At 35.5% G+C, this 23,456-nt stretch carries 19 protein-coding genes; 16 read left to right on the forward strand and 3 right to left on the reverse strand.

Going from position 1 to position 23,456, the window contains the following annotated elements; all coding sequences use genetic code 11:
• Positions 1-219 precede the first annotated feature (219 nt).
• The 13 genes from NSQ14_RS04435 (at position 220) to pulA (ending at position 18,640) form a co-directional block, all read left to right on the forward strand.
• Positions 220-1,092, forward strand: coding sequence for a dimethylarginine dimethylaminohydrolase family protein (locus NSQ14_RS04435; protein WP_231553289.1), 873 nt, complete (start codon positions 220-222; stop codon positions 1,090-1,092).
• 193 nt (positions 1,093-1,285) lie between these two features.
• Positions 1,286-2,191, forward strand: coding sequence for a homoserine O-acetyltransferase MetA (gene metA / locus NSQ14_RS04440; protein WP_041845955.1), 906 nt, complete (start codon positions 1,286-1,288; stop codon positions 2,189-2,191).
• A gap of 632 nt (positions 2,192-2,823) precedes the next feature.
• Entirely contained in the window at positions 2,824-3,906 is a 1,083-nt protein-coding gene (locus tag NSQ14_RS04445) for a sensor histidine kinase (RefSeq protein WP_251250568.1), read from the forward strand.
• 32 nt (positions 3,907-3,938) lie between these two features.
• Complete coding sequence (locus NSQ14_RS04450; protein WP_251246225.1) at positions 3,939-4,568, forward strand: response regulator transcription factor; 630 nt, start codon at positions 3,939-3,941, stop codon at positions 4,566-4,568.
• A 307-nt stretch (positions 4,569-4,875) separates the two neighbouring features.
• On the forward strand, positions 4,876-5,808 hold the full coding sequence (locus NSQ14_RS04455) for an ABC transporter ATP-binding protein (RefSeq protein WP_227092504.1): 933 nt from the start codon (positions 4,876-4,878) through the stop codon (positions 5,806-5,808).
• Positions 5,809-5,825: 17 nt separating this feature from the next.
• Positions 5,826-7,079, forward strand: a complete 1,254-nt coding sequence (locus NSQ14_RS04460; RefSeq protein WP_328186178.1) for an ABC transporter permease — start codon at positions 5,826-5,828, stop codon at positions 7,077-7,079.
• Positions 7,076-8,176 carry an ABC transporter permease gene (locus NSQ14_RS04465; RefSeq protein WP_346216928.1) on the forward strand — a complete coding sequence of 367 codons (1,101 nt, stop codon included), beginning with the start codon at positions 7,076-7,078 and terminating at the stop codon, positions 8,174-8,176. The genes NSQ14_RS04460 and NSQ14_RS04465 overlap by 4 nt, the downstream gene beginning before the upstream one ends.
• Entirely contained in the window at positions 8,177-8,497 is a 321-nt protein-coding gene (locus NSQ14_RS04470; RefSeq protein WP_343190873.1) for a hypothetical protein, read from the forward strand.
• 118 nt (positions 8,498-8,615) lie between these two features.
• Positions 8,616-9,596: an aromatic acid exporter family protein gene (locus NSQ14_RS04475; protein ID WP_216405470.1), complete on the forward strand. Its 981-nt coding sequence runs from the start codon at positions 8,616-8,618 to the stop codon at positions 9,594-9,596.
• Positions 9,597-9,682: 86 nt separating this feature from the next.
• A complete protein-coding gene (locus NSQ14_RS04480; RefSeq protein ID WP_034768535.1) occupies positions 9,683-9,928 on the forward strand; it encodes a hypothetical protein in 246 nt (81 codons plus the stop codon).
• Positions 9,929-9,964: 36 nt separating this feature from the next.
• Positions 9,965-10,177, forward strand: coding sequence for a hypothetical protein (locus NSQ14_RS04485; protein ID WP_251250571.1), 213 nt, complete (start codon positions 9,965-9,967; stop codon positions 10,175-10,177).
• A gap of 3 nt (positions 10,178-10,180) precedes the next feature.
• Positions 10,181-11,437 (forward strand): hypothetical protein, encoded by a 1,257-nt coding sequence (locus NSQ14_RS04490; protein ID WP_346216929.1) that lies wholly within the window; start codon positions 10,181-10,183, stop codon positions 11,435-11,437.
• Positions 11,438-12,271: 834 nt separating this feature from the next.
• Positions 12,272-18,640 (forward strand): type I pullulanase, encoded by a 6,369-nt coding sequence (pulA, locus tag NSQ14_RS04495; protein WP_346216930.1) that lies wholly within the window; start codon positions 12,272-12,274, stop codon positions 18,638-18,640.
• Positions 18,641-19,130: 490 nt separating this feature from the next.
• Here the strand turns inward: pulA and NSQ14_RS04500 are convergent, their stop codons facing one another.
• The 3 genes from NSQ14_RS04500 to rsgA all read right to left on the reverse strand — a co-directional run bounded on the left by NSQ14_RS04500 (position 19,131) and on the right by rsgA (position 20,858).
• Complete coding sequence (locus NSQ14_RS04500; protein ID WP_346216931.1) at positions 19,131-19,718, reverse strand: DUF6036 family nucleotidyltransferase; 588 nt, start codon at positions 19,716-19,718, stop codon at positions 19,131-19,133.
• A 14-nt stretch (positions 19,719-19,732) separates the two neighbouring features.
• Complete coding sequence (locus NSQ14_RS04505; RefSeq protein ID WP_034768545.1) at positions 19,733-19,969, reverse strand: hypothetical protein; 237 nt, start codon at positions 19,967-19,969, stop codon at positions 19,733-19,735.
• A gap of 487 nt (positions 19,970-20,456) precedes the next feature.
• Positions 20,457-20,858, reverse strand: a complete 402-nt coding sequence (rsgA, locus tag NSQ14_RS04510; protein WP_346216932.1) for a ribosome small subunit-dependent GTPase A — start codon at positions 20,856-20,858, stop codon at positions 20,457-20,459.
• A 466-nt stretch (positions 20,859-21,324) separates the two neighbouring features.
• Here rsgA and NSQ14_RS04515 point away from each other — a divergent pair, with 466 nt between their 5' ends.
• The 3 genes from NSQ14_RS04515 to NSQ14_RS04525 are packed head-to-tail and all read left to right on the forward strand — an operon-like array spanning position 21,325 to position 23,220.
• Complete coding sequence (locus NSQ14_RS04515) at positions 21,325-21,693, forward strand: GntR family transcriptional regulator (protein WP_346216933.1); 369 nt, start codon at positions 21,325-21,327, stop codon at positions 21,691-21,693.
• Complete coding sequence (locus NSQ14_RS04520; protein ID WP_346216934.1) at positions 21,690-22,391, forward strand: ABC transporter ATP-binding protein; 702 nt, start codon at positions 21,690-21,692, stop codon at positions 22,389-22,391. The genes NSQ14_RS04515 and NSQ14_RS04520 overlap by 4 nt, the downstream gene beginning before the upstream one ends.
• 7 nt (positions 22,392-22,398) lie before the next feature.
• The gene (locus NSQ14_RS04525; protein WP_034768551.1) at positions 22,399-23,220 is read left to right on the forward strand and encodes an ABC transporter permease; all 822 of its coding nucleotides are present in this window, start codon (positions 22,399-22,401) and stop codon (positions 23,218-23,220) included.
• Positions 23,221-23,456 lie beyond the last annotated feature (236 nt).

A 23,456-nucleotide genomic window follows, 5' to 3' on the forward strand; every position in this document is an offset into this window, starting at 1 on the left:
ATATCTACATGTTTTTACATGAATTACATCCAAAAAGGTACTACAAAATATTGTCCGTTCGCTTATCTTTTTTAATAAAAGAGCTTTTTGGCTGTACCCTTACATAAATTTCACAGTAAATTGGAAAAATAAAACGATACTACGGATAAATTAAATATCTTTCATGCGATTTTTTAAGATAAAATTGCTACTTTTACGATCATAATGGGAGGGTTATAATTGGAACCGTATGAAACAATTCCACCACAAAAAATCCACTGTTATACGGAATACGATGTATTGAAAAAAGTAATTGTATGTCAACCGCAATATATGACAATTCGAGATGTTATTAATGAGACCCAAAAGCATTTTAAGAATGAAGGGATACATATTGAAAAAGCTTTGGAACAACATAACCAATTTGTTGATACATTAAGGCAAAATCATGTTGAAGTCTATTTACTCCCCTACCATCGGAAATATCCTGAGCAAGTGTTTACAAGGGATATCGGTTTTGTTCTCGGAGAAACAATATTTGTTGCTGATATGGCAAGTAAGGTTAGAAACGGAGAAGAAGAAGTCTTGAAACGGTGGTTAGAGGACGAAGAAATTTCTTACTATAATATTATTGGTCATCAAATTGAGGGTGGCGATGTCATTATTGATCGTGACCGCATATATATCGGGTTAAGTGACAGAACCAAAAAGGAAGCGATTGAACAGATTCAAAAACTGTTGAATAAGCAATTTGAGATTATTCCGGTTCACTTTCATGAAAAATATTTGCATCTGGATTGTGTGTTCAATATTGTCTCACCTGATGTTGCTTTAATTTTCCCGGGAGCATTGGATCAAGAACATATTGGAAAATTAAAAGAGCGATATGAATTAATTGAAGTAACAGAGGAAGAACAATTTACACTAGGAACAAATGTTTTATCAATTGGCAACCGGAAAATTATTAGTCTCCCGGTTAATAAAAAAGTCAACGAAGCTTTGAGAAATCACGGTTTTGAAGTCATCGAAGTCGATATAACAGAAATCATTAAATCAGGTGGCTCATTCCGGTGCTGTACATTGCCGATTGAGAGAGAAAGTACAAAAAATTAGTAATAAATGGACCGGGTATAGAAATAACTTGGTCCTTTTTTATATATTTACTAATACCTAATGGTTTTAAAAAAGAGTATCAAAATACTGCATAAATTTAATATTTAAAGAAAAATAACGTTGCCATAAATAATAAATAAATTTTATAATAGGTGATACATTATTAAAATTGTGAAATGAAGGGGGAATGACAATGCCGATTAATATACCAAAAGATTTGCCTGCGGGAGAGTTGTTAAGAAAAGAGAAGATATTTGTTATGGATGAAGATCGGGCAAGAACCCAAGATATTCGCCCATTAAATATTCTTATTTTAAATTTAATGCCGGAAAAGGAAAAAACGGAACTGCAACTTTTGCGCCTGCTCGGTAATACACCATTGCAGGTAAATATTACTTTTTTAAGGACATCTACATATCAATCAAAGAATGTCAGCAATTATCACTTGGATAATTTTTATACAACTTTTGCGGATGTGAAAAACCGCCGATATGATGGCATGATTATTACGGGGGCACCTGTAGAAAAAATGGCTTTTGAGGAAGTGGACTACTGGGAAGAATTGGCAGAAATTATGGAGTGGACAAAAACAAATGTAACATCAACGCTACATATTTGTTGGGGTGCCCAAGCAGCTTTGTATTATCATTATGGCATTGGTAAATTCGAATTGCCGAAAAAATGTTTTGGTGTGTTCAAACATCAATTATTTGAACCAAAGTTGAAGCTTGTCAGGGGATTTGATGAAGTTTTCAACGCTCCTCATTCCCGTTATACTGACGTTTCCAGGGAGGCCATTGAAAACCATCCGGAATTGAAGTTAGTATCTGTATCAGAGGAGGGAGCACCATTTATCATTATGTCTGAAAATGGAAAAAACATTATGATTACCGGACATTTAGAATATGATGCTACTACTCTTGCAGATGAATACGTTCGTGATCAAAAGAAAGGACTTGGGACGGCAATCCCGAAAAATTATTTTCCAAATAATGATGTGAATGAACGTCCGCTTCATACGTGGCGGTCACATAGTTATTTACTGTTCTCCAATTGGCTGAACTATTATGTCTATCAAGAAACGCCTTATCAATGGTGATCGGCGATTTCGAAAAATTATTCTCGTGATGATGAGGTGAACGGACCCTTTATAGGTATGTTCGTATGACTTTTTTCCATTAGCTGAACAATTTTGTATATCAGGAAAAACGCTATTAATGGTGATTGGCAGTTCTGAAAAAATTTCTCTTTATGATGATGAGTTGAACAGGCGCTTCATACGTGGCGGTAGCGTGGTTATTAGTTTTCTCTAATTGGCTGAACGATAATATTTTTAGGCAGGAATTTTCTATTTTTGACGACGAGCCTGAATCTCGTCACCATTTTAAGGTGAAAAACGTTCTTTTTTGACGACGAAACCGAATCTCGTCGCCATTTTAAGGTGAAAAACATTCTTTTTTGACGACGAAACCGAATCTCGTCACCATTTTGAGGTAAGAAATGCCCAATTTTGACGACGAAACCGAATCTCGTCCCAAATTTTATGCGGATGACCCTTCTTGTGACAAGAAACTGGACTTATGTATATTTTTTCCAAGAGAACCGCTACAGCCGAATGAGAAAGCCAATTCTTTAGAGATGGGGGTTGTCAAAAAGCTGATTTGATGATTTAGAAAGCTTTTGACGGATTTTTGGTATAGTAGTAATATAAAGAAAAACTTGGAGCGTGTTATGAAAGCATTTCTTATCCGTACTTCAGTATTAATCGTACTTTGGGGTTTGTTCTTTTTTTCAGAAGGGACGGTACCATCTGTTCGATCATTATTAATTTGTGCCGCAGTCATGGCCGTGTATTTTTTTCAGAATTCTACAAAAAGACAATTTATGCTCTTCCTGTTAAATCTTTTATTATTGCTGGCCCTTTACTTTTTTACAATAAACCCGTATGTGTTGGCCTTGCTATTCTATTTTTCAGTAATGGCGATTTTTGATTTAGAAGAAAATAAATTCAAATGGTTATCGGTACTTATTTGTATATCTCTTCTTAGCTTTTTAATCATTGGCAAGCTTTCAGGAGTATGGTTTATACTTTCTCTACTATTCTACTATATTGCGAACCGGACGAACGGCCTTGCCTCGGGGCTAAAAGAGCAAAGAAAAATCTATGAAGAACTGCTGGGAGAGTATCGCCGCTTAAAAAGGGTGGCCGTTCTTTCTGAAGAGGAGGCAAGGTTTCAAGAACGGACAAAAATTGCTCGTGAAATTCATGATTCGGTCGGACATAAGCTTACTGCACTCCTTATGCAATTGGAAATTTTATCAATGGAGAAGGGAGAAGAAGAATATACGGAATTAAAAGACTTGGCAAAAGATTGTCTAGCGGAGACAAGATTTGCCGTGAGAACGCTCACTACGGGAGAGCTTGAAGGAATGGCAACGATTTTGCAACTGATAAAGAAATTAGAGTCGGAAAGCCATATTCTAGTTCAATTAACAACGAAGCGAGGAATTTTATCTGTTAAATTGACCAATGAGCAAAGTGTTGTCCTTTATCGTGTCATTCAAGAAGGGCTAACAAATGCCATGCGTCATGCACAATCCAGGGAAGTATATGTTGAATTGGGAAGAAATGCGGTAGGTGATATTGAATTTTCCATTAAAAATAAAGTACACGAGAACAAACCGTTCCAAGAAGGTTTTGGTTTACAAAATATGCGGAGGCGGGTTGAAGAATTGGACGGTAAACTTTCAATCCAGCAAAGGGAAGGACATTTTATTGTAAAAGGAATGATTCCGGTGACAGAACAAGGATAAAAACGGGCTTTGAGAAAAAGGAGAAGGCAAATATGTGGAACATTTTAATCGTGGAAGACCAATCTATCGTCAGGCAAGGGTTAAAATTAATGCTTGAACAGGATGGTAATATTCGCGTTGTAGCAGAAGCAAGCAACGGCCAGGAAGCTATAAAATGTGTTGAGGAACAAATGATTGATCTTGTTTTGATGGATATCCGCATGCCGGTAATGAACGGAATTGAAGCAACTCGAATCATAAAAGAACGTATTCCACAGGTGAAAATATTAATTTTAACAACATTTAATGATGAAGAGTATGCGATTCAAGCATTAAAATACGGAGCAAATGCATTTTTATTGAAAACTTCCGACAGCCAAACTTTGATTGAAGCTGTTTATAGCTGTTTTCGTGGCGGGTTGCCTATTCATGAAGAAGTAGCTGCAAAAATGATGCCGCGACTTTTACACAAGGCTGAGAAAAAACTAGACATTCCCCTTTCGTCTCGTGAACTTGCCATTACCAAACTAGTCGGTGAAGGAAAAACAAATAAGGAAATTGCCGCAGAACTTTATTTATCCATTGGAACGGTGAAAAACCATATTACACAAATTCTTCAAAAATTGGAGTTGCGTGATCGCACCCAACTGGCGATTTTTGCTGTTAAAAATGACATATCATAAGGCTGCCTTACACAAGTGCTAACGTAAGCCTTATGGACTCATAACAGTTGTCCTATTTATGCTGATAGTTATTTCACTGACAAAGTAAAAACGACATATCATAAGAGCTGCCTTACAAGGTCTCATGCACAAAGAGTTGCATCGGCCTTAAATAAAGGGTAGCTTTTATTTTTTCAATAGAAAAGTGACGTATTTTAAGCCGTTTTACAAAATGACTTAAGTCATCTTTTCCAACCTAAAAAATGACTACCGACAGTGTTGCAGTTAAAAATGTTCTTTTAAAATAAAGAAAACGGGAGGGGATTCCATGTTACAAATAATGGATTTATCAAAAAAATATAAGAACGTTCAAGCTGTTTCCGGTGTGAATATGTATTTGGAAAAAGGTGAAATAGTCGGGTTATTAGGACCAAACGGTGCAGGAAAATCAACGACAATCTCAATGCTATCTTCACTAATTACACCTTCATCCGGTGACGTTCGCTTGCATAATGAAAGTATCGTGAAACAACCTGAAAAAATTCGGCATATCCTTGGTGTTGTTCCTCAGGAAATCGCATTATATACCGATTTAACCGCTGAAGAAAATTTGCAGTTTTTTGGCAAAATCTATGGCTTACAAGGAACAACATTGAAACTGCGAATAAATGAAGTTTTGGAACAAATTGGTTTAACCGATAGAAGGAAGGATCTTGTAAAAACTTTTTCAGGCGGTATGAAAAGAAGATTGAATATAGGTGTCGCATTATTGCATACACCGGAGATGATCATTATGGATGAACCGACTGTAGGAATCGACCCGCAGTCAAGAAATTATATATTGGAAACAGTTAAACGACTCAATCGGGAGCAAGGGATGACCGTTCTTTATACGAGCCATTACATGGAGGAAGTCGAATTTTTATGTGACAGAATTTACATTATGGATCAAGGTCATATCATTGCTTCAGGAACAAAAGAAGAATTGAAAAATATTCTCTCATCGGAAAATACAATTATTATTAAAGTTGAAAGAATAAAAGATGAATTAACTCGAGTGTTAAAAGCAGATCCCCATATCAGACAAGTACAAGTTCAAGATCAAAAAATTTCAATCATCGTTCCAAAAGAAGAAAATCTATTTCAAGCGATTACCCATTACGCAGAAGAAACGAAAACAAAATTAATCTCGATAGAAGTGAAGGCACCAACGCTAGAAGATGTATTCCTTCATTTAACGGGAAGGGCACTTAGGGATTAGTGCAGGGGGTGATATTGATGATTTTTCCTTTTATAAAAAAAGATTTATTAGTAATGATAAGAAATCGCCAAGAACTATTAGTCCTTCTTTTAATGCCTATCGTCTTAATTGCAATACTAGGCTTTGCGCTTGGTGGGGTTCTTAAAGGTGATTCACCAAATATTCACGCAAAAGTAGCCATTATAAATAATGATAATGAACAGGAAGATTTACAACAATTTATAAAGGATATAGAAAATGCCGGGCTACCGACAGAAGCGGAAATGTCAATGAAGACCGGTGCACAAAGTTTATTACCCGTTGCGATATTAACAGAAGATGTTTTTGACAGTGAGGAATTAAAAAAGTACATTGAAGTTGAAATAATCAAACCGGAACAAGCTGAGAAGGTGAAAAAGGACGATAACTATGCTGCGATTATTGAAATACCGGAAAAATTCACCTATCATCTTTTATCGAAAGTGTTTCTTGACAAATCGGCAGAAATTTCTTTGCAGCTTTATAAAAATGAAGGAAAACAAGGCACCTCGAACCTTGTTGAAGATGTTATTAGACAATTTCAAAAACAGCTTACAACGATGACGATTGTTGGAAAAAATGGCATTCAATTGGATACTGAACCGATAACCGGAACGATAGAAACGGTGTCTAAAAAAGAACCGATCAATTCGATGCAATATTACACGGTTGGAATGAGTGTTATGTTTATCATGTATGTGGCATCAAACATTAGCTCCTTTGCTTATCGTGAAAAACAGTTACACGTATTTAATCGGATTATTTTATCAAATACATCGAGATGGTCTTACTTCATCGGTATCTTTTTCTCGACTATGTTAATTGCGTTCATTCAACAATTGATTTTATACGGGGTATCTGCCCTTATTTTTCATGTATATTGGGGAGATTTAGCCGCATTTCTTGTTCTAAATTTATCATTAAGTTTTGCCATTGGTGGTGTTGCGGCACTTTTGACAGCTGTAAATTACCGAATAGACAGCGAGTCAGCATCCGGTTTTTTCAGCAGCATTATCGTCACATTATTTTCATTACTTGGCGGAAGTTTTACACCATTATCGGAAGTTTCACCAATTATTGAGTTTATTGGGAATTTAACGCCGAATGGAGCAGGAATGACTGCATTATTGAAAGTGTTGCAAGGCTCCGGTATAACGGGAATTTTTGAGCATGTGTTATATTTAATCGTTTTTGGAATAGTCTTATTGTCAGTTGCCGCGTTTAGTTTTCCGAAGAGGGGGGAAGCGATATGATCAGTATTTTACAAACTAAGTTTCGTTTATTTTTCAGGAAGCCGTTACTGTTTATCGGAATGACGGCTATGAGTATGCTTTTTGCTTTTTTCATAGGTGGTTCGCAATATTCGAGAATAGCAGTCCCTATTTATACGGATATAGATCATTTTGAGACAACTGATTTATGGAAGGAGCTCAAGGATTCAAAATTATTCCAATTCACCATAGTGACGGAAGCCGAGGCGAAAAAGCAGGTAAGTGAAGGGGACCGAGGGGCAGCCGTGAAATTGATGGAAGATGGGTACGAGATTGTCATTGCCGCAAAAACATCAGACTTACCGCTGATTAGAAACTATTTACAATCCGTCTATTCCGATTTCTCAATTGAAAAACAGATCAATGAGCAAGTTGCCGACAATGAAAAAAGCAAAGAGATCATCAAACAAATAAAAAATGATAACTCTCTTTTTACTATTCATACAGATTCCTTCCGGGGAAAAGGGACGGTCATTATCGATAACCAATTACAAATTCTCTTTGGAATGTCCTTGTTTTTTGTCATTTATACGATCTCCTATAATGTGCTTCATATTTTGCAAGAAAAACTGGAGGGGGTCTGGGACCGGCTGATTTTATCCCCGTTAAAAAAATGGCAAATGTATGCAGGAAATCTTGCTTATAGTTTTTTACTTGGTTACATTCAAGTCGCTTTATTATTTTTTGTATTTCGTTATTTTGCCGGGGTAAATTTTTATGGAGGATTCGGTAAAACATTGATTGTATTAATACCATACGTATTTTCAATTGTCTCGTTATCTATGTTTCTTGTAGGTGTTGTAAAAAATATCCAGCAATTCAATACCCTTATCCCATTGATTTCGGTCTGTATGGCAATGATTGGCGGTGCATACTGGCCGCTTGAGATTGTATCCTCACCGGTTTTATTGAAATTGGCGGATTTCATGCCGATTAAGTACGGGATGGAAGCTTTAAAAGGAGCCACAATTTATGGAGAGTCTTGGGGTGAATTGTTGCAGCCGATGAGTATTTTAATCTTAATGGGCGTTGTTTTTGTTGGAATTGGCATTAATGTAATGGAAAAGAGAAGTACTTAAATGCTTGGCTTTAACAGTAGAAAAAAAGGGCAACCGGTATATTACTCTGGTTGCTTTTTGGATTTTGGCGTTGTCTTTGTTGGGTTTGGTATTAATGTAATGGAAAAGAAAGTACTTAGATACTTGGCTTTAACAGTAGAAAAAAAGCAACCGGAATCATACGCTGGTTGCTTTTTGGATTTTGGCGTTGTCTTTGTTGGGTTTGGTATTAATGTAATGGAAAAGAAAGTACTTAGAAGCATGGCTTTAACAGTAGAAAAAAAGCAACCGGAATCATACGCTGGTTGCTTTTTTGATTTGAGGATTTATAAAGAATTTTGAACCACCGGTAAGTTCATTGGATATTGAGCCATATGTTGATAATCTGTTATCATAGTAAAATAAAGCTTCCACAAAAACCAATCGGGAAAGACTTTTTTAATAGGAAGAAGGCGTTTGGATGACTGGGATGGGTTATCGAACATTAAAAACAGCCGTGGGTGCAGGACTTGCCATTTGGTTGGCTGATTTATTTCAATTACAATTTTCTACATTTGCCGGGATTATTGTGATTATGTGTATTGAGAGAACTAGGAAAAGGTCGTTGGAAACAATTAAAGGCAAGTTTTTTTCATGCCTGTTGTCTTTACTTCTTGGCGGATTGTTTTTAGAGGTCTTTGGTTATAATCCAATTGTTTTTTCAGTTTTTATTCTATTATTTGTTCCTTTGCTGGTCAAATTTCATATTCAAGGTGGCTTTGTCACAAGTATGGTCGTTTTCCTCCATCTCTATGCATTGAAGGAGACGAATTTTCAAATTATGCTAAATGAATTTTATATCATTTTAATTGGAATCGGGATTGCTATTTTAGTAAATAGCTACATGCCAAGTGTCAAAGAGGATATCCAGAATTTTAAAGAAGAAATTGAGCAGCGGTTCAGTGTTATCCTTTATGAGTTTTCAGCCTATTTGCGAAACCATGAGCGAAACTGGAATGGAAAAGAACTAATAGAAGCGGAAGATATTATCAATCAAGCAAAAAATATGGCTCTGAGAGATGTCGAAAATCATTTGATTCGGAAACAATATGAGGACTTATTTTATTTGGAAATGCGGGAAAGGCAATTGGAGCTGTTAAAACGAATGCTTCCGATTGTCTCATCATTGGAGCTCCAGGTAAAACAAAAGGAAATGTTTGCTGACTTTTTAGCGTTTTTGAGTAAAAATGTGCACTCCGGCGATACAACTGAACTGTCTTTGCAAAAACTGGAAGATTGTTGGGAGATGGTACGAAAAACGGAATTGCCAGCAACAAGAGAAGAGTTTGAGACGCGAGCAAACTTATTTTACTTAATGAACGAAATTGAAAACTATTTAATGATTAAAAGAAAATTATTTCATACTCGAAGTGGGATTTTGCTTAGCGATAAGAAAAGTTGAATAGGGATTAGAACAGGCATCTATGACTGGAATTTTACAGAAAATTAAATCAAGATTGAATGACATGCAAAGGGTGGATAATTAAGATGAATGCTGAAATGCAGGTAATCCTCGACCAATTGGAAGAAGAAAATTTAGGAATTCGAAAAAAAGCTATAGAAGCTTTGAAGAAATGGGAATATCAATTGGAATTGGAAGATGCGTGTTTGCTTCTGGAAAAAGCAGCCGAAATAAAACCGTTATGTGAGGATGAATGGGACAATCCATCATATGCTCTAGTTACAGCTGCTTGTATTTTTATACATGAAGATATGGTTCCGGTTATTGAATAGAACATTCTACGCTATTCACTAAGAGCAGCGATAAAAGTGTTAAGTTTTCTATTGGTTTTAAATACAGAATCAGCTATTTCCCTTTATAAGAAGACTTTTCATCAGTTTTATGACCATGTTTCGCTTGTACCGGAGTATGAGGAACGAAACCGAATCCTTGAAGAAAAGGAGCCTACTATCATATTACTTGATGTTTTGCTGGAACATCAAGTGTATTTTCATCCTTGGTATGAGTGGTGTTATCATTAGTTTGTGGCAATGGGTATTGAAAAACAATACTTTAAAGCCGAGCATTACCCTCTAAATAAAGAATATATTCACAATGAACTTGAGGAGCTTTTTGCCATTTATTTAGAAAAACACGAAATCTATACACAAGAATTGGCATATGAAGTTTGGAAGGATTCGTATTTAAAAATACGGTATAATTTAAGATTTTTATTAACGTTATATTTTTCGTTTTGCACGGATAAAGAGGCATATGCCTTACAGAACATTTTAAAATGGAAAGATAATCAGATTCGACTAATTTACATCGAATTAATGTGGAAGCGTGGTCTTGAAATAGGGATAAAAGAAATAGAGGAAATTTTAAAAAGTACAGATGGTTCACAGGAAGCCTTTATAATTATTAATGAGAATAAGCCTGAACTTTTACCAAGAGATCCCGTTTTTCAAAATTATTTTGTGACTGAAGCGGCGAGGTTTATCTTTTACAACCATGAAGATGGAATTGAAAAATTTCCGAGTGAAGTGGAAATTATGGGTTCTTTTGAATGGAAGGAATATGAATTTGATGAGAACTTGATGTACTATGTGGTTCGGTTTAAGTCCGCAGACCCTGTATTTAAAAGTAAAGGTTGGATGCGAATGTTAATAGGAGCTTATCATACAGGATCTATTCCAACCTCTTACAACCTCGTCGGACTTGACGATCATTATACAGATTTTGAAACTTGGGATAATAAAACTTTCAATGAACACGTAACTGATTTTCAAAACTTCCTTCGCGAAAAACATCAGAAGAATATTGATGAAATCTTCTATGACTATATTCCGATTTTTGACAAAAAGAATAATACAATAGCATTGATATCATTTATATCTTCGTTTTTTTTAGTATTGGTAAGTGATTGGTTTATAATTCCAGTTATCCTTGCACCAATATGGCTTTTATTAAAATATTTTCAAGTTAAAAAGATTAAAAAAAATGTGCGTACAAGAATAAGAGGTTACTATTTGGATTATTTTTGGTTTAACGAAGGGGAGTACATCGATTTACAAAGCATTGCTGAAGTAAAATTCGAAAAGAAAGTGTTGGCAAAGCAAGACAGGTTCTTATTTCTTCCGTTAAAAAAATGGCATTTTGTATTTTATGATTATGGACAAGAAGTTATTTTCAGTATACCGAGGCATTATATAGAAGCAGAATACTTTTTTCCAATCTTTAAAAGCAGAATTGCCCATTTTGTTAATAAGCCAAAAATTACTTTCGAGGAATCTGTATAATTGATGTTTGAATATAAATAGAAGTGGACGCTTAAGATGAAAGCTTAATTTTTTATACATCTTGATTCATCTTAATAACGTCCTTTTTATTATAGGCTCTTTTCTAATCTTTATAAATTTTAATGCCAAGAGATTCAGATAATATCAGGAAACTTAACAAAATTATAATAATATATAAGTAGGAATATGGGGAAATAAAAAAATTGGATTTCATCAAGATTTGCAAGATCAGATTAACCAAGCTATAAGCAATAATTTCATGTAATTTAATTTCATCATAAATCCCCAAAAAAATCACTTTCCTTTGCTTTTATTCTTGATACAAATTTTTTGCTACTCTTAAGTCATTTTCTGCATCAGGTGTCTGTAACGATCTAAAGCATTGTTTCACTTTGCTGTATGCTATGGCTCTGACCTTATATACCAAAGGATTTTCTACCTGTGCTTTAGAAGTTGTTTCTACTTTAATTTCTTAAATAGCCCATTTTTTACCACAAGATATCTTACATTAGTTATAGTAATCCGAAGCGAAAATCTAATCATTTTAAGAACATAAATATATTGATTGTTTACTTTATACAATTTTGAAATCGAATTTTAGTTCATGAAATAAAAAACAGTTAATTCCAAGTTACTAATATGACAAATATAACAAATTAATAATTTTTTTTAAAAATAGAATTGCCATAAATCAAAAAAAAATGGTAATCTAATATATGTGGGGTAGTGAAAACGTTTGCAATAGTTTTCCTAATTAATGTACTACTATGTTTTCTGTTGGAAATAGGCAAACTTATCACTCAATCAACATTAAAACAAGGAGGAGGAGCCGATTTGTGGAGAAAGAGATTAAAACTATTTTCTTTAACAATGATTTTCACCTTAGTGCTACAATTGTTTTCAAGTGCAATAATTAGTGCAAACGTTAGCACAGAAGCGTTGGGTGTTCAAAGCCCAATCATTAATTCAGACGGGAGTGTGACATTTAACTATTCCCCGAATCAAGGGGAGACCCGTGCATTTGTAATTGGTTCATTTAATAACTGGGATTTAAATACCGCCGTTGAAATGACCTTGGAAAATGGAGTATTTACAGCAAACCTGAAGGACTTGTCATATGGGGAACACCAGTATAAGTTTATCTTAAATAACAGAAGTTGGGACCAATCAACAACAGATCCGCTAAACCCTAATCAAAAAGATGGAAATTCTGTTTTTAGTTTAGTAGATAATGTAGATAATGTAAAAATAGAAGCTGCTTTAATGGATGCAAAAGATACGATCCATTTAACAGTAAACACAGATTTAAAAGACAGTGATCAATTTAGATTAATAGAAAACGAAACGAATCAAGAAATTCCTACAACTTTTACAAAGACTTCAAGCACACAAGGTACACTGACCATCACAGATCCAACACAAGTGAACGTTCAGAATATTTATCGTGTTGAAGCAGATCGTTATAAAGGTACAACAGTTATTATGCGTAATATATTGAATGATGATTCTTTCTACTATGAAGGTAACGATCTTGGATATACATATTCACCGGAGAAAACAACATTTAAATTATGGGCACCTACTGCGAAAAAAGTAAGCGTTGCCATTTATGAAAATGCCGGTAAATATGACGGCGCATTCGTAACCGATCATACGGACGGAAGAGAAACACCTATGACACGTGCGGAAAATGGCGTTTGGTCTGTAACAATGAAAGATGACCTGAAAAATAAATATTATATGTATAAAGTGGAATTTGCAGATGGTACAACAAATTATGCTGTAGACCCTTATGCCAGATCTACATCTGCAAACGGTCAGCGAGGAGCAATCATCGACCTTAACAGTACAGATCCTGAAAATTTCCAACCTGACGTGAAGCCACCATTCGTTTCTGCCACTGATGCAGTCATTTATGAACTTCACGTTAGAGATTTTTCGATTAATAAAAACTCCGGAATAAGCGAAGAAAATAAAGGGAAATATTTAGCGTTTACAGAAACAGGAACAACCGGAACGAACGGAATAAAAACGGGAATCGATTCGTTAAAAGAATTAGGAATAACTCATGTTCAACTACTTCCGGTCTATGATTTCGGATCTGTGAATGAGCTAACCGTGGATAATTCTAATTCAAAAGATCCAAAATTTAATTGGGGATATGACCCGGTTCATTTTAATGTTCCGGAAGGCTCTTACTCGACTGATCCTACAAACCCGACAGCACGAGTACAAGAATTTAAACAAATGGTCCAAGCTTTACACGATCAAGGAATCCGTGTCATTATGGATGTCGTTTATAACCATACATATATTCCGGAAAGTTCTCAATTACAGGGAGGATCACCTTTTGATCTTATCGTTCCGGGATATTATTATCGTACGGATGAGAAAGGGAAAATTACGAACGGTTCCGGTACTGGGAACGAAGTAGCATCTGAAAGGCCGATGGTTCGAAAATACATTAAAGATTCTGTTAAATATTGGGCTTCAGAATACGGAATTGACGGTTTCCGCTTTGATTTAATGGGCCTAATCGATAAACAAACAATGACTGAATTAACGAAGGAATTAAAAGAGGAAGTTGATCCATCTATTCTAATATATGGGGAGCCTTGGACAGGAGGAACTTCAAGCTTAGATTCTTCCTTACAAAACTATAAAGGAATACAAAAGGATCGTGGATATGCTGTTTTCAATGATAATTTTCGCAGTGCAATTAAAGGTGGAAGTGATGATGCAAGTGCAGGATTTGCCACCGGTGCCGTAGGAAGAGAAGGTGATATTGTCAAAGGAGTAAAAGGTGCCATTGACGATTTTACGAACCGGGCATCTGAAAGCATTAACTATGTTACAGCCCATGATAATTTAAATTTATGGGATAAGATTATGAAAGTTGCAAATATCGATGTTTCAAAGAGTCCTCATGAAATCATTACCGAAGACAATGTTTTAGATAATGAATACGTAAAACGTAGTCTACTTGCAAATGGCATTGTACTTACATCACAAGGTATTCCGTTTATTCATGCCGGTGAAGAAATATTAAGAAGTAAGTATGGTGACCATAACAGCTATAAAAGCCCAGACAGCATTAATATGATTCGCTGGGAACTAAAAGATCAGTATAAGCCTGTATTTGATTATTACCAAGGTCTGATTGAATTAAGAAAATCTCACCCTGCCTTTCGTTTAGATACAAAAGAAGCTATTGAACAAAATCTTCAAGTGATAAAATCAGATGGTAATATAGTTGTATTCGAATTGAAGAATTTTGCCAATAACGATTCTTGGAAAAATATTATCGTTATTTATAATGCTAATAATACTTCAAAAGAAATTGCCTTGCCTTCTAACTCTGAATGGAAAGTGGTCGTTGATGATCAAAAGGCAGGTACAGAAACAATCCGGACAATTAATGGCAATCAAGTATCTGTTGCTCCGCTCTCAATGATGGTTCTATATGATGACGCGGAAGAAGAATACACTCCGGAAGTTTCATCCATCGATTTTAACATCGATCAAATCGCTTTAAACCTAGGCGATACGAAAACAATCGTGCCCTATGTAAAAGATCAAAAAGGCCGAATCTTAACAGGCGAAAAAGTTACTTGGTCTTCGTCTAATGATGAAGTAGCCAAAGTTGTAAATGGAAAAATTGTTGCGTTAAATGAAGGAGATGCTATCCTTACAGCAACTGCAGGAAATGTCGAAGCAACTATTAAGGTTTATGTCACTAAATTAGTACCGAAAACGATAACAATTCATGGAGATTCATCTGTTTTTGAATCATACAGTACACAATTATCTACTGTTGTACGTGACCAATTTGATCAAGAAATGTTAGGAGAAAAAATAAAATGGACATCATCAGATGAATCCGTTGCCGTTGTTGATGGGACAGGTAAAGTTACCGGTAAAAAGCCCGGCACTATTGTTATTACAGCCACATCCGGTGAAGCTAAAGCAACGTTGACCTTTACTGTAAAAGAAGACGTGAAGCGGTATGTCCGTCTTAAATATGTAAGACCTGATAAAGATTTTACAGATTGGAACATTTGGGTTTGGAACACCGGAGTTAAAAATGACCAAATTGACTTTCAAAAATATGAAGGTGACACGGCAATTGCAGATATTGAAATTTCTCCTACAACGGAATCAATCGGTTTCTTAATCCGAAAAGGAACGGATTGGAATACGGCAAAAATTTCACCTGACAGCGATGATCACAATATAAAAATTGACAAGGATTCTATTATAACAAAAGTTACCGTTGTTACAGGAGTTCCCGGACAATATGTTGTTCCGACAGTAAAAGGGCCAATTTTAGAAGATGGAAATGTAACCTTTTATTATCGAGATGAAACATTATTCGCTAATGATGCAATGGATACCATTGATGATGTAAAAGTAAAAATTGCTGGAAAAGAATATTCGATGGTTTATGATAAGAAAAATGAATATTTTTCATACACATTACAAAATCTCGAACCCGGAAGTTATGAATACAGCTTCCTGGTTACAAAAGATGGTACGACTAGCGAAGTGACAGATCCGAAAAATACAATTGATGGAAAATCAACCATTACGTACACGATTCCTAGCGTATCCATTAATGCAAAAACTAGTCCAAATAAGATTACATACAATGAAAATGCAGTTCTTTCTTTCGATATTAACTCGGAGGAAAAGATTGGTTTTCAAGAAATGTATGCTGATCTCACAGCTCTAGGAGGTCAACCGAAAGTAAATATTGACCCCCAATTACAAGCATTAACTATTGCTGCGGCTGATACCGTTGTTGCCGGTAAAAAAGAAATTAAAATAACTCTTGTTGATGAATTTGGGAATAAACATGATCAAACTGTTGAAATTGATGTGGCACCAAGAACATCGGTAGGGGAGCTGGACTTCGATTGGGATGAGGCTCGGATTTACTTTATGTTAACCGATCGTTTTTATGATGGGGACAAGAGTAATAATCCGGAGCACGGTTATGACCCTACCCACAGTGAAGCTTATCATGGAGGGGATTTCCGAGGAATTATAGAAAAGCTTGATTACCTTGAAGATTTAGGGATTAATACAATTTGGATTACACCAATTGTTGATAATATTGACTTTAATAAAGGATTAGATTTCAAAACCGTCGATGGATTAGAGGCTAAACAATTTGCTTATCACGGCTACTGGGCAAAAGATTTCACATCATTAGACCCGACATTAGGTGATATAGATACCTTTAAGGAACTTATTAAAAAAGCCCATGACCGTGGCATTAAAATTATGGTGGACGTCGTCTTGAATCATGCCGGTTACGGAATGAAGGATATTGAAGAAACTTGGAAACAAGATGCACTATATTTACCGACTGATGTGGAAAGAGCTCGTCTTGAAGGGATGCTTCGTGATGTTGATGAAGACCCGGTTGTTCGTGGTGAAATCGATCATTTGCCTGACTTGAAAACAGAAGATCCTGCCGTTCGTGCAAAAATCATTGAATGGCAAACCGCTTGGTTGGAAAAGGCAAGAACGGATCGGGGAGATACAATCGATTACTTCCGGGTCGATACGGTAAAGCATGTCGACTCAACGACTTGGATGGCGTTTAAAAACACTTTAACAGCAATTGATCCCGGCTTTAAACTAATTGGTGAATATTGGGGAGCAAGTATAAATAATGATGGAGGTTACCTCCGTTCAGGACAAATGGATTCACTGTTAGATTTTGATTTTAAAGAAAAAGCGAAGGAATTTTTAAACGGGAATATTGAAGGAGTAGAACAATATCTGAGGGAGCGTAATGCAAAAATAGACAATACTGCAACATTCGGACAATTTTTAAGTAGCCATGACCAAAATGGGTTTTTATCAGAATACGTTAACGGTGACGTAGGTAAACTCTTAGTAGCTGCAGCCTTGCAAATTACTTCTAAAGGACAACCGGTCATTTATTACGGAGAAGAATTAGGAAAATCCGGAAAGGCTGATTGGGAAAAAGAAGGCGATGTTATAAAACAGTTTGGCCAAAACCGAGGTTCCATGCCGTGGGATAAATATGAAAGTGGCGATCAAACAGCAGTAGCCATTCATGATCATTACAAAAAACTATTAAACATTCGAAAAGACTATTCAAAAATATTTTCTAAAGGAACAAGAACATTTGTTAGAGGTGGGAACGAAGAACAATATTCTATTTTTAAACGGGAGTATTTAGGGGATTCTCTCTATGTCGGATTAAACACTTCTAAGAAAGCTAAAGAGGCAACTTTTAAGATTGATTATCCTGCAGGTGCTTCTGTAACGGATTTGTATAGCGGACAAACCTATACAGTAAATGACAAAGGTGAGATAACGGTTAAAATGCCTTCAAGAGACCTTGGAGGAACGATTATTTTGGCACGTGATCAATCTGAACAACCTGAGGTTCCGGGAGATACAGACCCGGGGGATTCTGATCAAACAGATCCGGAAAACCCGTCGGATGGTGGACAAAAACCGATAGATCCTGATCAACAAACACCTGAGTCAGAGTTAAAGGAAAATGTTAAAGTGAATGCAACTGTGAAAAATGGTAAGGTGACAATCGACGATAATTCAATTACAATATTAAAACAAAATGGCATATTAATAGTTGAAGTAACCGGTAAAAATATTGAATTCGTTTTAACAAAAGAACAAGTTCGCTTATTAAAAGAAAAAGGTGTTAGTATCCTATTAACTAATGAAGATGTTTCACTTCAAATGTCGGCTTCGGTCTTTCCTGACAGCAAGGTTAAAGTTCAGATGAAGCGGATGAAAGATATAAAAGAAGCAGTGAGTGCCGTATATGATTTTAACATATTAGATGAAAACGGAGCGAAAATTACTAATCTAAGTGCACCGGTTACCATTACGTTTGAGGTAGGAAATGATCATTTGAAAGAACTAAATGTTTACTACTTTAACGAAACAAAAAAACAATGGGAATTAGTTCCGGGTGCTGTTTATAAAGAAGGAAAAGTAAGTGTTAACACAACACATTTTAGTACTTTTACTGTATCTGACCAAGATTTAACTGCAAAAACAGTTTTGCCGGAAGAAGGGTATGTACTTCCAAGTACAGCAACAAACGAATACAATTTGTTGGTGCTGGGAGTAATCCTCTTGGCATTCGGTTGGATGGCACTCTATATGAGAAGATATATTAAATCAATTCGTTAATAAGAAAAGCGCAGAGCGCCCGCTTAGCGACGTACAAACTGGAGCGCCCCGCAATGAGAACAGACTTGCTTCCTCGAATAGACACCGCACGAAGAAAAAGCGATTAGCTTTTTCGAGGAAAAGGAAACACGGCGAGGGACGAGCCGATGTTGACTTATCGTAGTGAAGCTACTCCTAGAGTGAACTTCATGAGTAATCTTCCTTGATATACTTCATGAAGCTTTGCGACGAGCTGAACATCCGCTTCCTCGAATAGGCTATGGCGCAGGAGCACATTAAAGGGGAGTTAGTTTCTCAGTCGCTGGCGCTCGTAGCTAGACAATAAAACTAATCCCAAGTTAATTGCTTGTATTTTTATACTTTCTTATACTAGAACGAAAAGAGATCCCAACTTAAACGGGATCTCTTTTTCACAAATCAAAGGAAAAATAAATGTTTTCCTTTTTTTCGTCATAAAATGGCACGTTTTTTCTATAAAAAAAACCGAAGTTCATTCGGATGTTGAAGGAAAATCTCGTTCTAATTGTTCAATCCATTCTTCTAATACTTCTCGTTCTGACTTTGTTTCTGTACGATTCCGCAAATAATCTAAGTCCACATGCGTGAAATTTCGGGATAACAAACGAAATGCCCATATGGAATCCTCTTCCGAATGCCAATGAACCGCCGCATGTAATCTGTCTAAGATAATATCTTCCGCTGAAATTAGGTAAACATAATGCCCATCATCATCAATTTGGACTTTGTTAACCTTGGAATAATCCCCGGCTAAATAGTTATCTGGAATCTCAATGGCAATTTCAATATCATCCCGATAAAAATGTCGACCTTCTTTTTTAAAGTCCAAAGAAAAAAGGATATCCGTTATTTTCTGATACCCGTCGGAAACAAAGTCTATATCCCTAGTTGCATATTCTTGCTGTGTATAAATTTCAACAGACAGCCCCCCTACAATAATTGGTTTTATACCAAAGGGAGCTAATAATTGTGTGACAACAGAGGCTGTATAAATCATTGCTTCATATTTTGGCTTGTAGATTAATTGAGCTAAAATTTCTTTAGCTTGAATGATGTCCATTACTTTGTTCACTCCTACCTTTTACTGAAACGGGCTAAAATTTTTGATTCAGTAGGATCTTTAGGACGAACTCTACCTCTTCTTAGGTTCTTTTTCTGAATCTCTGAAAGAACTCTGTTGGATGTTTCAAGATAGGTTCTGGAGTTCTTTTCTACTCTCAATTCAATATCCCTTAATTTTACTGTATTCATACTTCTCGCATCCTTAATTGTTTTCTCAAATTCAGTGGATTGATTAAACAAATTTTTCATAAAGACACCTCCATTAATAGGAGATTATGTCTAGTTTACCCTTATTATAACACAGTTATGCGAAAGAATGAACGGTTGTTCACTTCATTATTTCAGGTTTTGAAGTTTCTCCAAAAAAATTTGTTTTATTGGAACTAGATCTCTCTAACAAAGGGCGATTGATATATCAAAGGTGCTCCAAATCAAGGAAAATGGAAATTAGCGCTAAAACCAAAATACTTTTAGTTTGTAATAGCACCAATTCCATTTTTATTCAGTTGAAAAACTTGACTGAAAGCTTCTTCAAATTTTCTTTGGGTCACTCGCATTTTCCAATTTACCAATTCTGTTAGGTAAAGCAATTGGTGGCTTGCCAATTGTATCCAACCTTACTGCTATCCAGACCAAAATGTTCACAAGTTTGGCCATCCAATCCATGTACTTTTTAGAGCAAAATTATGAAAATAACTTAATTATATTGGCTTTTTTCTATGCTTATTCTGATTATTTATTTTTTTCCACTTATATTTTTCTTCCACTTGGGCAAGCTTATCATTTTTTCGTTCCGATAAGCGAGTTCCCTCTGTAATTTAAAGTAGCTTTGCAATCTTTTTTCATCTAAATCACCACTTTGAACAGCAGCTTTCACAGCACAATTTGGTTCATTATGATGTGAACAATTTCGGAATTGGCATTGTTTCGCAAGTTCCTCAATATCTTTAAAACTTTCGGAAAGACCGGAATCTGCTTCCCATAACTGGAGTTCCCGCATTCCGGGTGTATCAATAATTAATCCGCCATTAGGTAACGAGATTAGCTCGCGGTAAGTGGTAGTATGTTTTCCACGTCCGTCTCCTTCATGAATTTCTTGTGTAAGTTGTTTTTCTTCACCTAAAAGATAATTTGTCAAAGTTGATATTCGACTCTTAAGGAAAAGTAAAGTGATTTAATAAAATTTTTTGTCATTCTACTTATTATATTGGGAGTACAGCGCAAATAAATGAACTATACAAAAGGTGTCGATCGGAAATGGTCGGCTCTTTTTTAATACGTTAAGAAAGTATAAATTACCAGCAAAGAAGCGAATTCGACGTAGTTGGAAATTTTAAGAATTAAGTATAAGTGCATAAGGAAAGCTTCACTGGAATACATCGCAGCCGAAAAAATTTTATATTTTTTCGGTGAACTACGGCTTTGCTTTCGCCTAAAGGCTCGGCAATCGCCGAGTTTTCTTTATAGTTTGGCAAACAATAAGGTCAAGGAATAAATAAAAAGTGGACTTTGGGAAAAAATGACTCGATTTTCTTGACATGGAAATTGTCTTAGTGTACCATTTGATTAGGACACTAAGACACGGAGGTATTGGGGGTGAAAAAATGGAATTCAATAGTAATTTACCAATCTATATTCAAATTATGAACCTAATAAAAACAAAAATTGCATCGGGCGAACTAAATGGGGGTGATAAATTGCCATCTGTCCGAGAATTTTCAAAAGAGTTGAAAGTAAATCCGAATACGATTCAAAGGGTTTACCAGGAACTGGAGCGGGAAAAACTGGTTTTTACACAAAGAGGCATGGGGACGTTTGTAACTGAGGATACAGATATAATAAAAAACTTGAAAAAGGATCGAGCAGCCGAACTGATAAATCAGTTTTTCCTCGATATGGGAAGTCTTGGTTTTAGAATAGATGCTATAAAAAAAATGGTTTCAGAATGGACCAATAAGGAGGAGAGCATATGAGCAATATCGTGGAAATAAACAATCTGACAAAAAAATATGCAAACAAAACAGCATTGGACAACGTTAACTTGAATATTGAACGAGGAAAAGTGGTCGGTATCCTAGGACCGAACGGCAGCGGAAAAACGACGCTGATAAAAATTTTAACAGGACTGTTAAGGCAAACGAGTGGAGAAGTTTTGATTGACGGAAATAAAGTCGGGGTGAAAACGAAATCTGTTGTTTCCTATTTACCTGATCGAAATTTTCTGTATAAATGGATGCGAATTGAAGATGCCTGCCATATGTACAAAGATTTTTACACAGATTTTGATGAAGCAAAGTTTAATGAATTGCTGGCTTTTATGAATTTGAACAGAAGTATGAAAATTGACAGTTTATCAAAAGGGATGCATGAAAAATTAAATCTTGCTCTTGTCTTGTCGAGAAATGCAAAGTTGTATATTTTGGATGAACCGATTGCCGGTGTTGATCCGGTAGCTAGAGACCAGATTTTAGATGCGATTATTAATAATTATAATGAAGATAGCTCAATGATTATTACGACACATTTGGTCAGAGATATGGAGAGCATGTTTGATGAAGTTGTTTTCTTAAAAGATGGACAGATCGTTTTAACTGGAAATGCAGAAGCACTTAGGGAAGAAAAAGCTAAACAAATAGAAGAAATTTATAAAGAAATATTTGGTGAGGGGTGAGTTATACGTGGTTAAATTAATGAAATATGAAATTAAAGGCACGTACAAAATTTTATTAGGGATTTTAGCATTGGTTTTGATATTAATTACCGGAATTTATATGTATTCAAGAGATAGTTCAAATTTCTTGAATTTCGGAGCGATTTTCATGACACTTTCTGTACTCGTCCTGTTTGGTACGAGCTTGGCAACCTTTTTATATATAGTCAGCTCTTTCAAAAATGAATTATATGAAGATCGTGGTTACTTAACCTTTACGCTTCCTTTAACGGGAAATCAAATCGTTGGGGCGAAGTTACTTGTTGCAATGTTTTGGTTTTTTATTTTAGGGCTGGCCATCTTTTTATATAATTTAATGATGATTTCTATTTTTAGCACTTCTGAGTTTGATTTTTCCGAACTGTTCAAAGCTGTAGGTCAAGTCGTTTCAGTGAAGGAAATAATTATCGGTGTTATTGGTGGAATCTTCAATTTAGCTAATTTCTTTATTCTAATTTATTTTTCAATGGCACTTGGCCGAGTAACGTTTAGAAATAAAAAAATTGGCGGCTTATGGTTTGTTATCTTTTTAGTTTTAAGCGGACTTCTAGCATTTATCCAAGTCCAAATTATTGAGCTGTTTCCTTATTATTTTGATATTAACACATTTAAAATGGGAACGATGGAAGAGTTATATAATTTTGAAATAAGTATAGGTAACGAGGTGAGCATTAGTTCAGAAACAGGCATATTCAAGCTTAATATTGCATCAAGTATATATAATATTATTGAATTGATTGTACTCTATTTAGGAACAGCTTACTTAATTGAAAAGAAAATCGACTTGTAATCCTAATTTTATTTATGTTCCGGTTAGCGGGTGAGAAGTTTTCGCCCGGCAATCGGCTATTTGCGGAACTTAAGCGGATTTTATCGAAAATATCAATAGTATTGTAAATATTTGGATGCTTTTATGAAGAAAATATAAAAGTTGAGTTTCGCACCTTGTCAAACAAATAAATCAGCGAAACCTCATCTCGTCGACATTTTGGGTGAGAAACTCTCAATTTTTGACGACGAAATCCC

This window comes from Caldifermentibacillus hisashii, assembly GCF_039654145.1.
Taxonomy (GTDB): domain Bacteria; phylum Bacillota; class Bacilli; order Bacillales; family Caldibacillaceae; genus Caldifermentibacillus; species Caldifermentibacillus hisashii.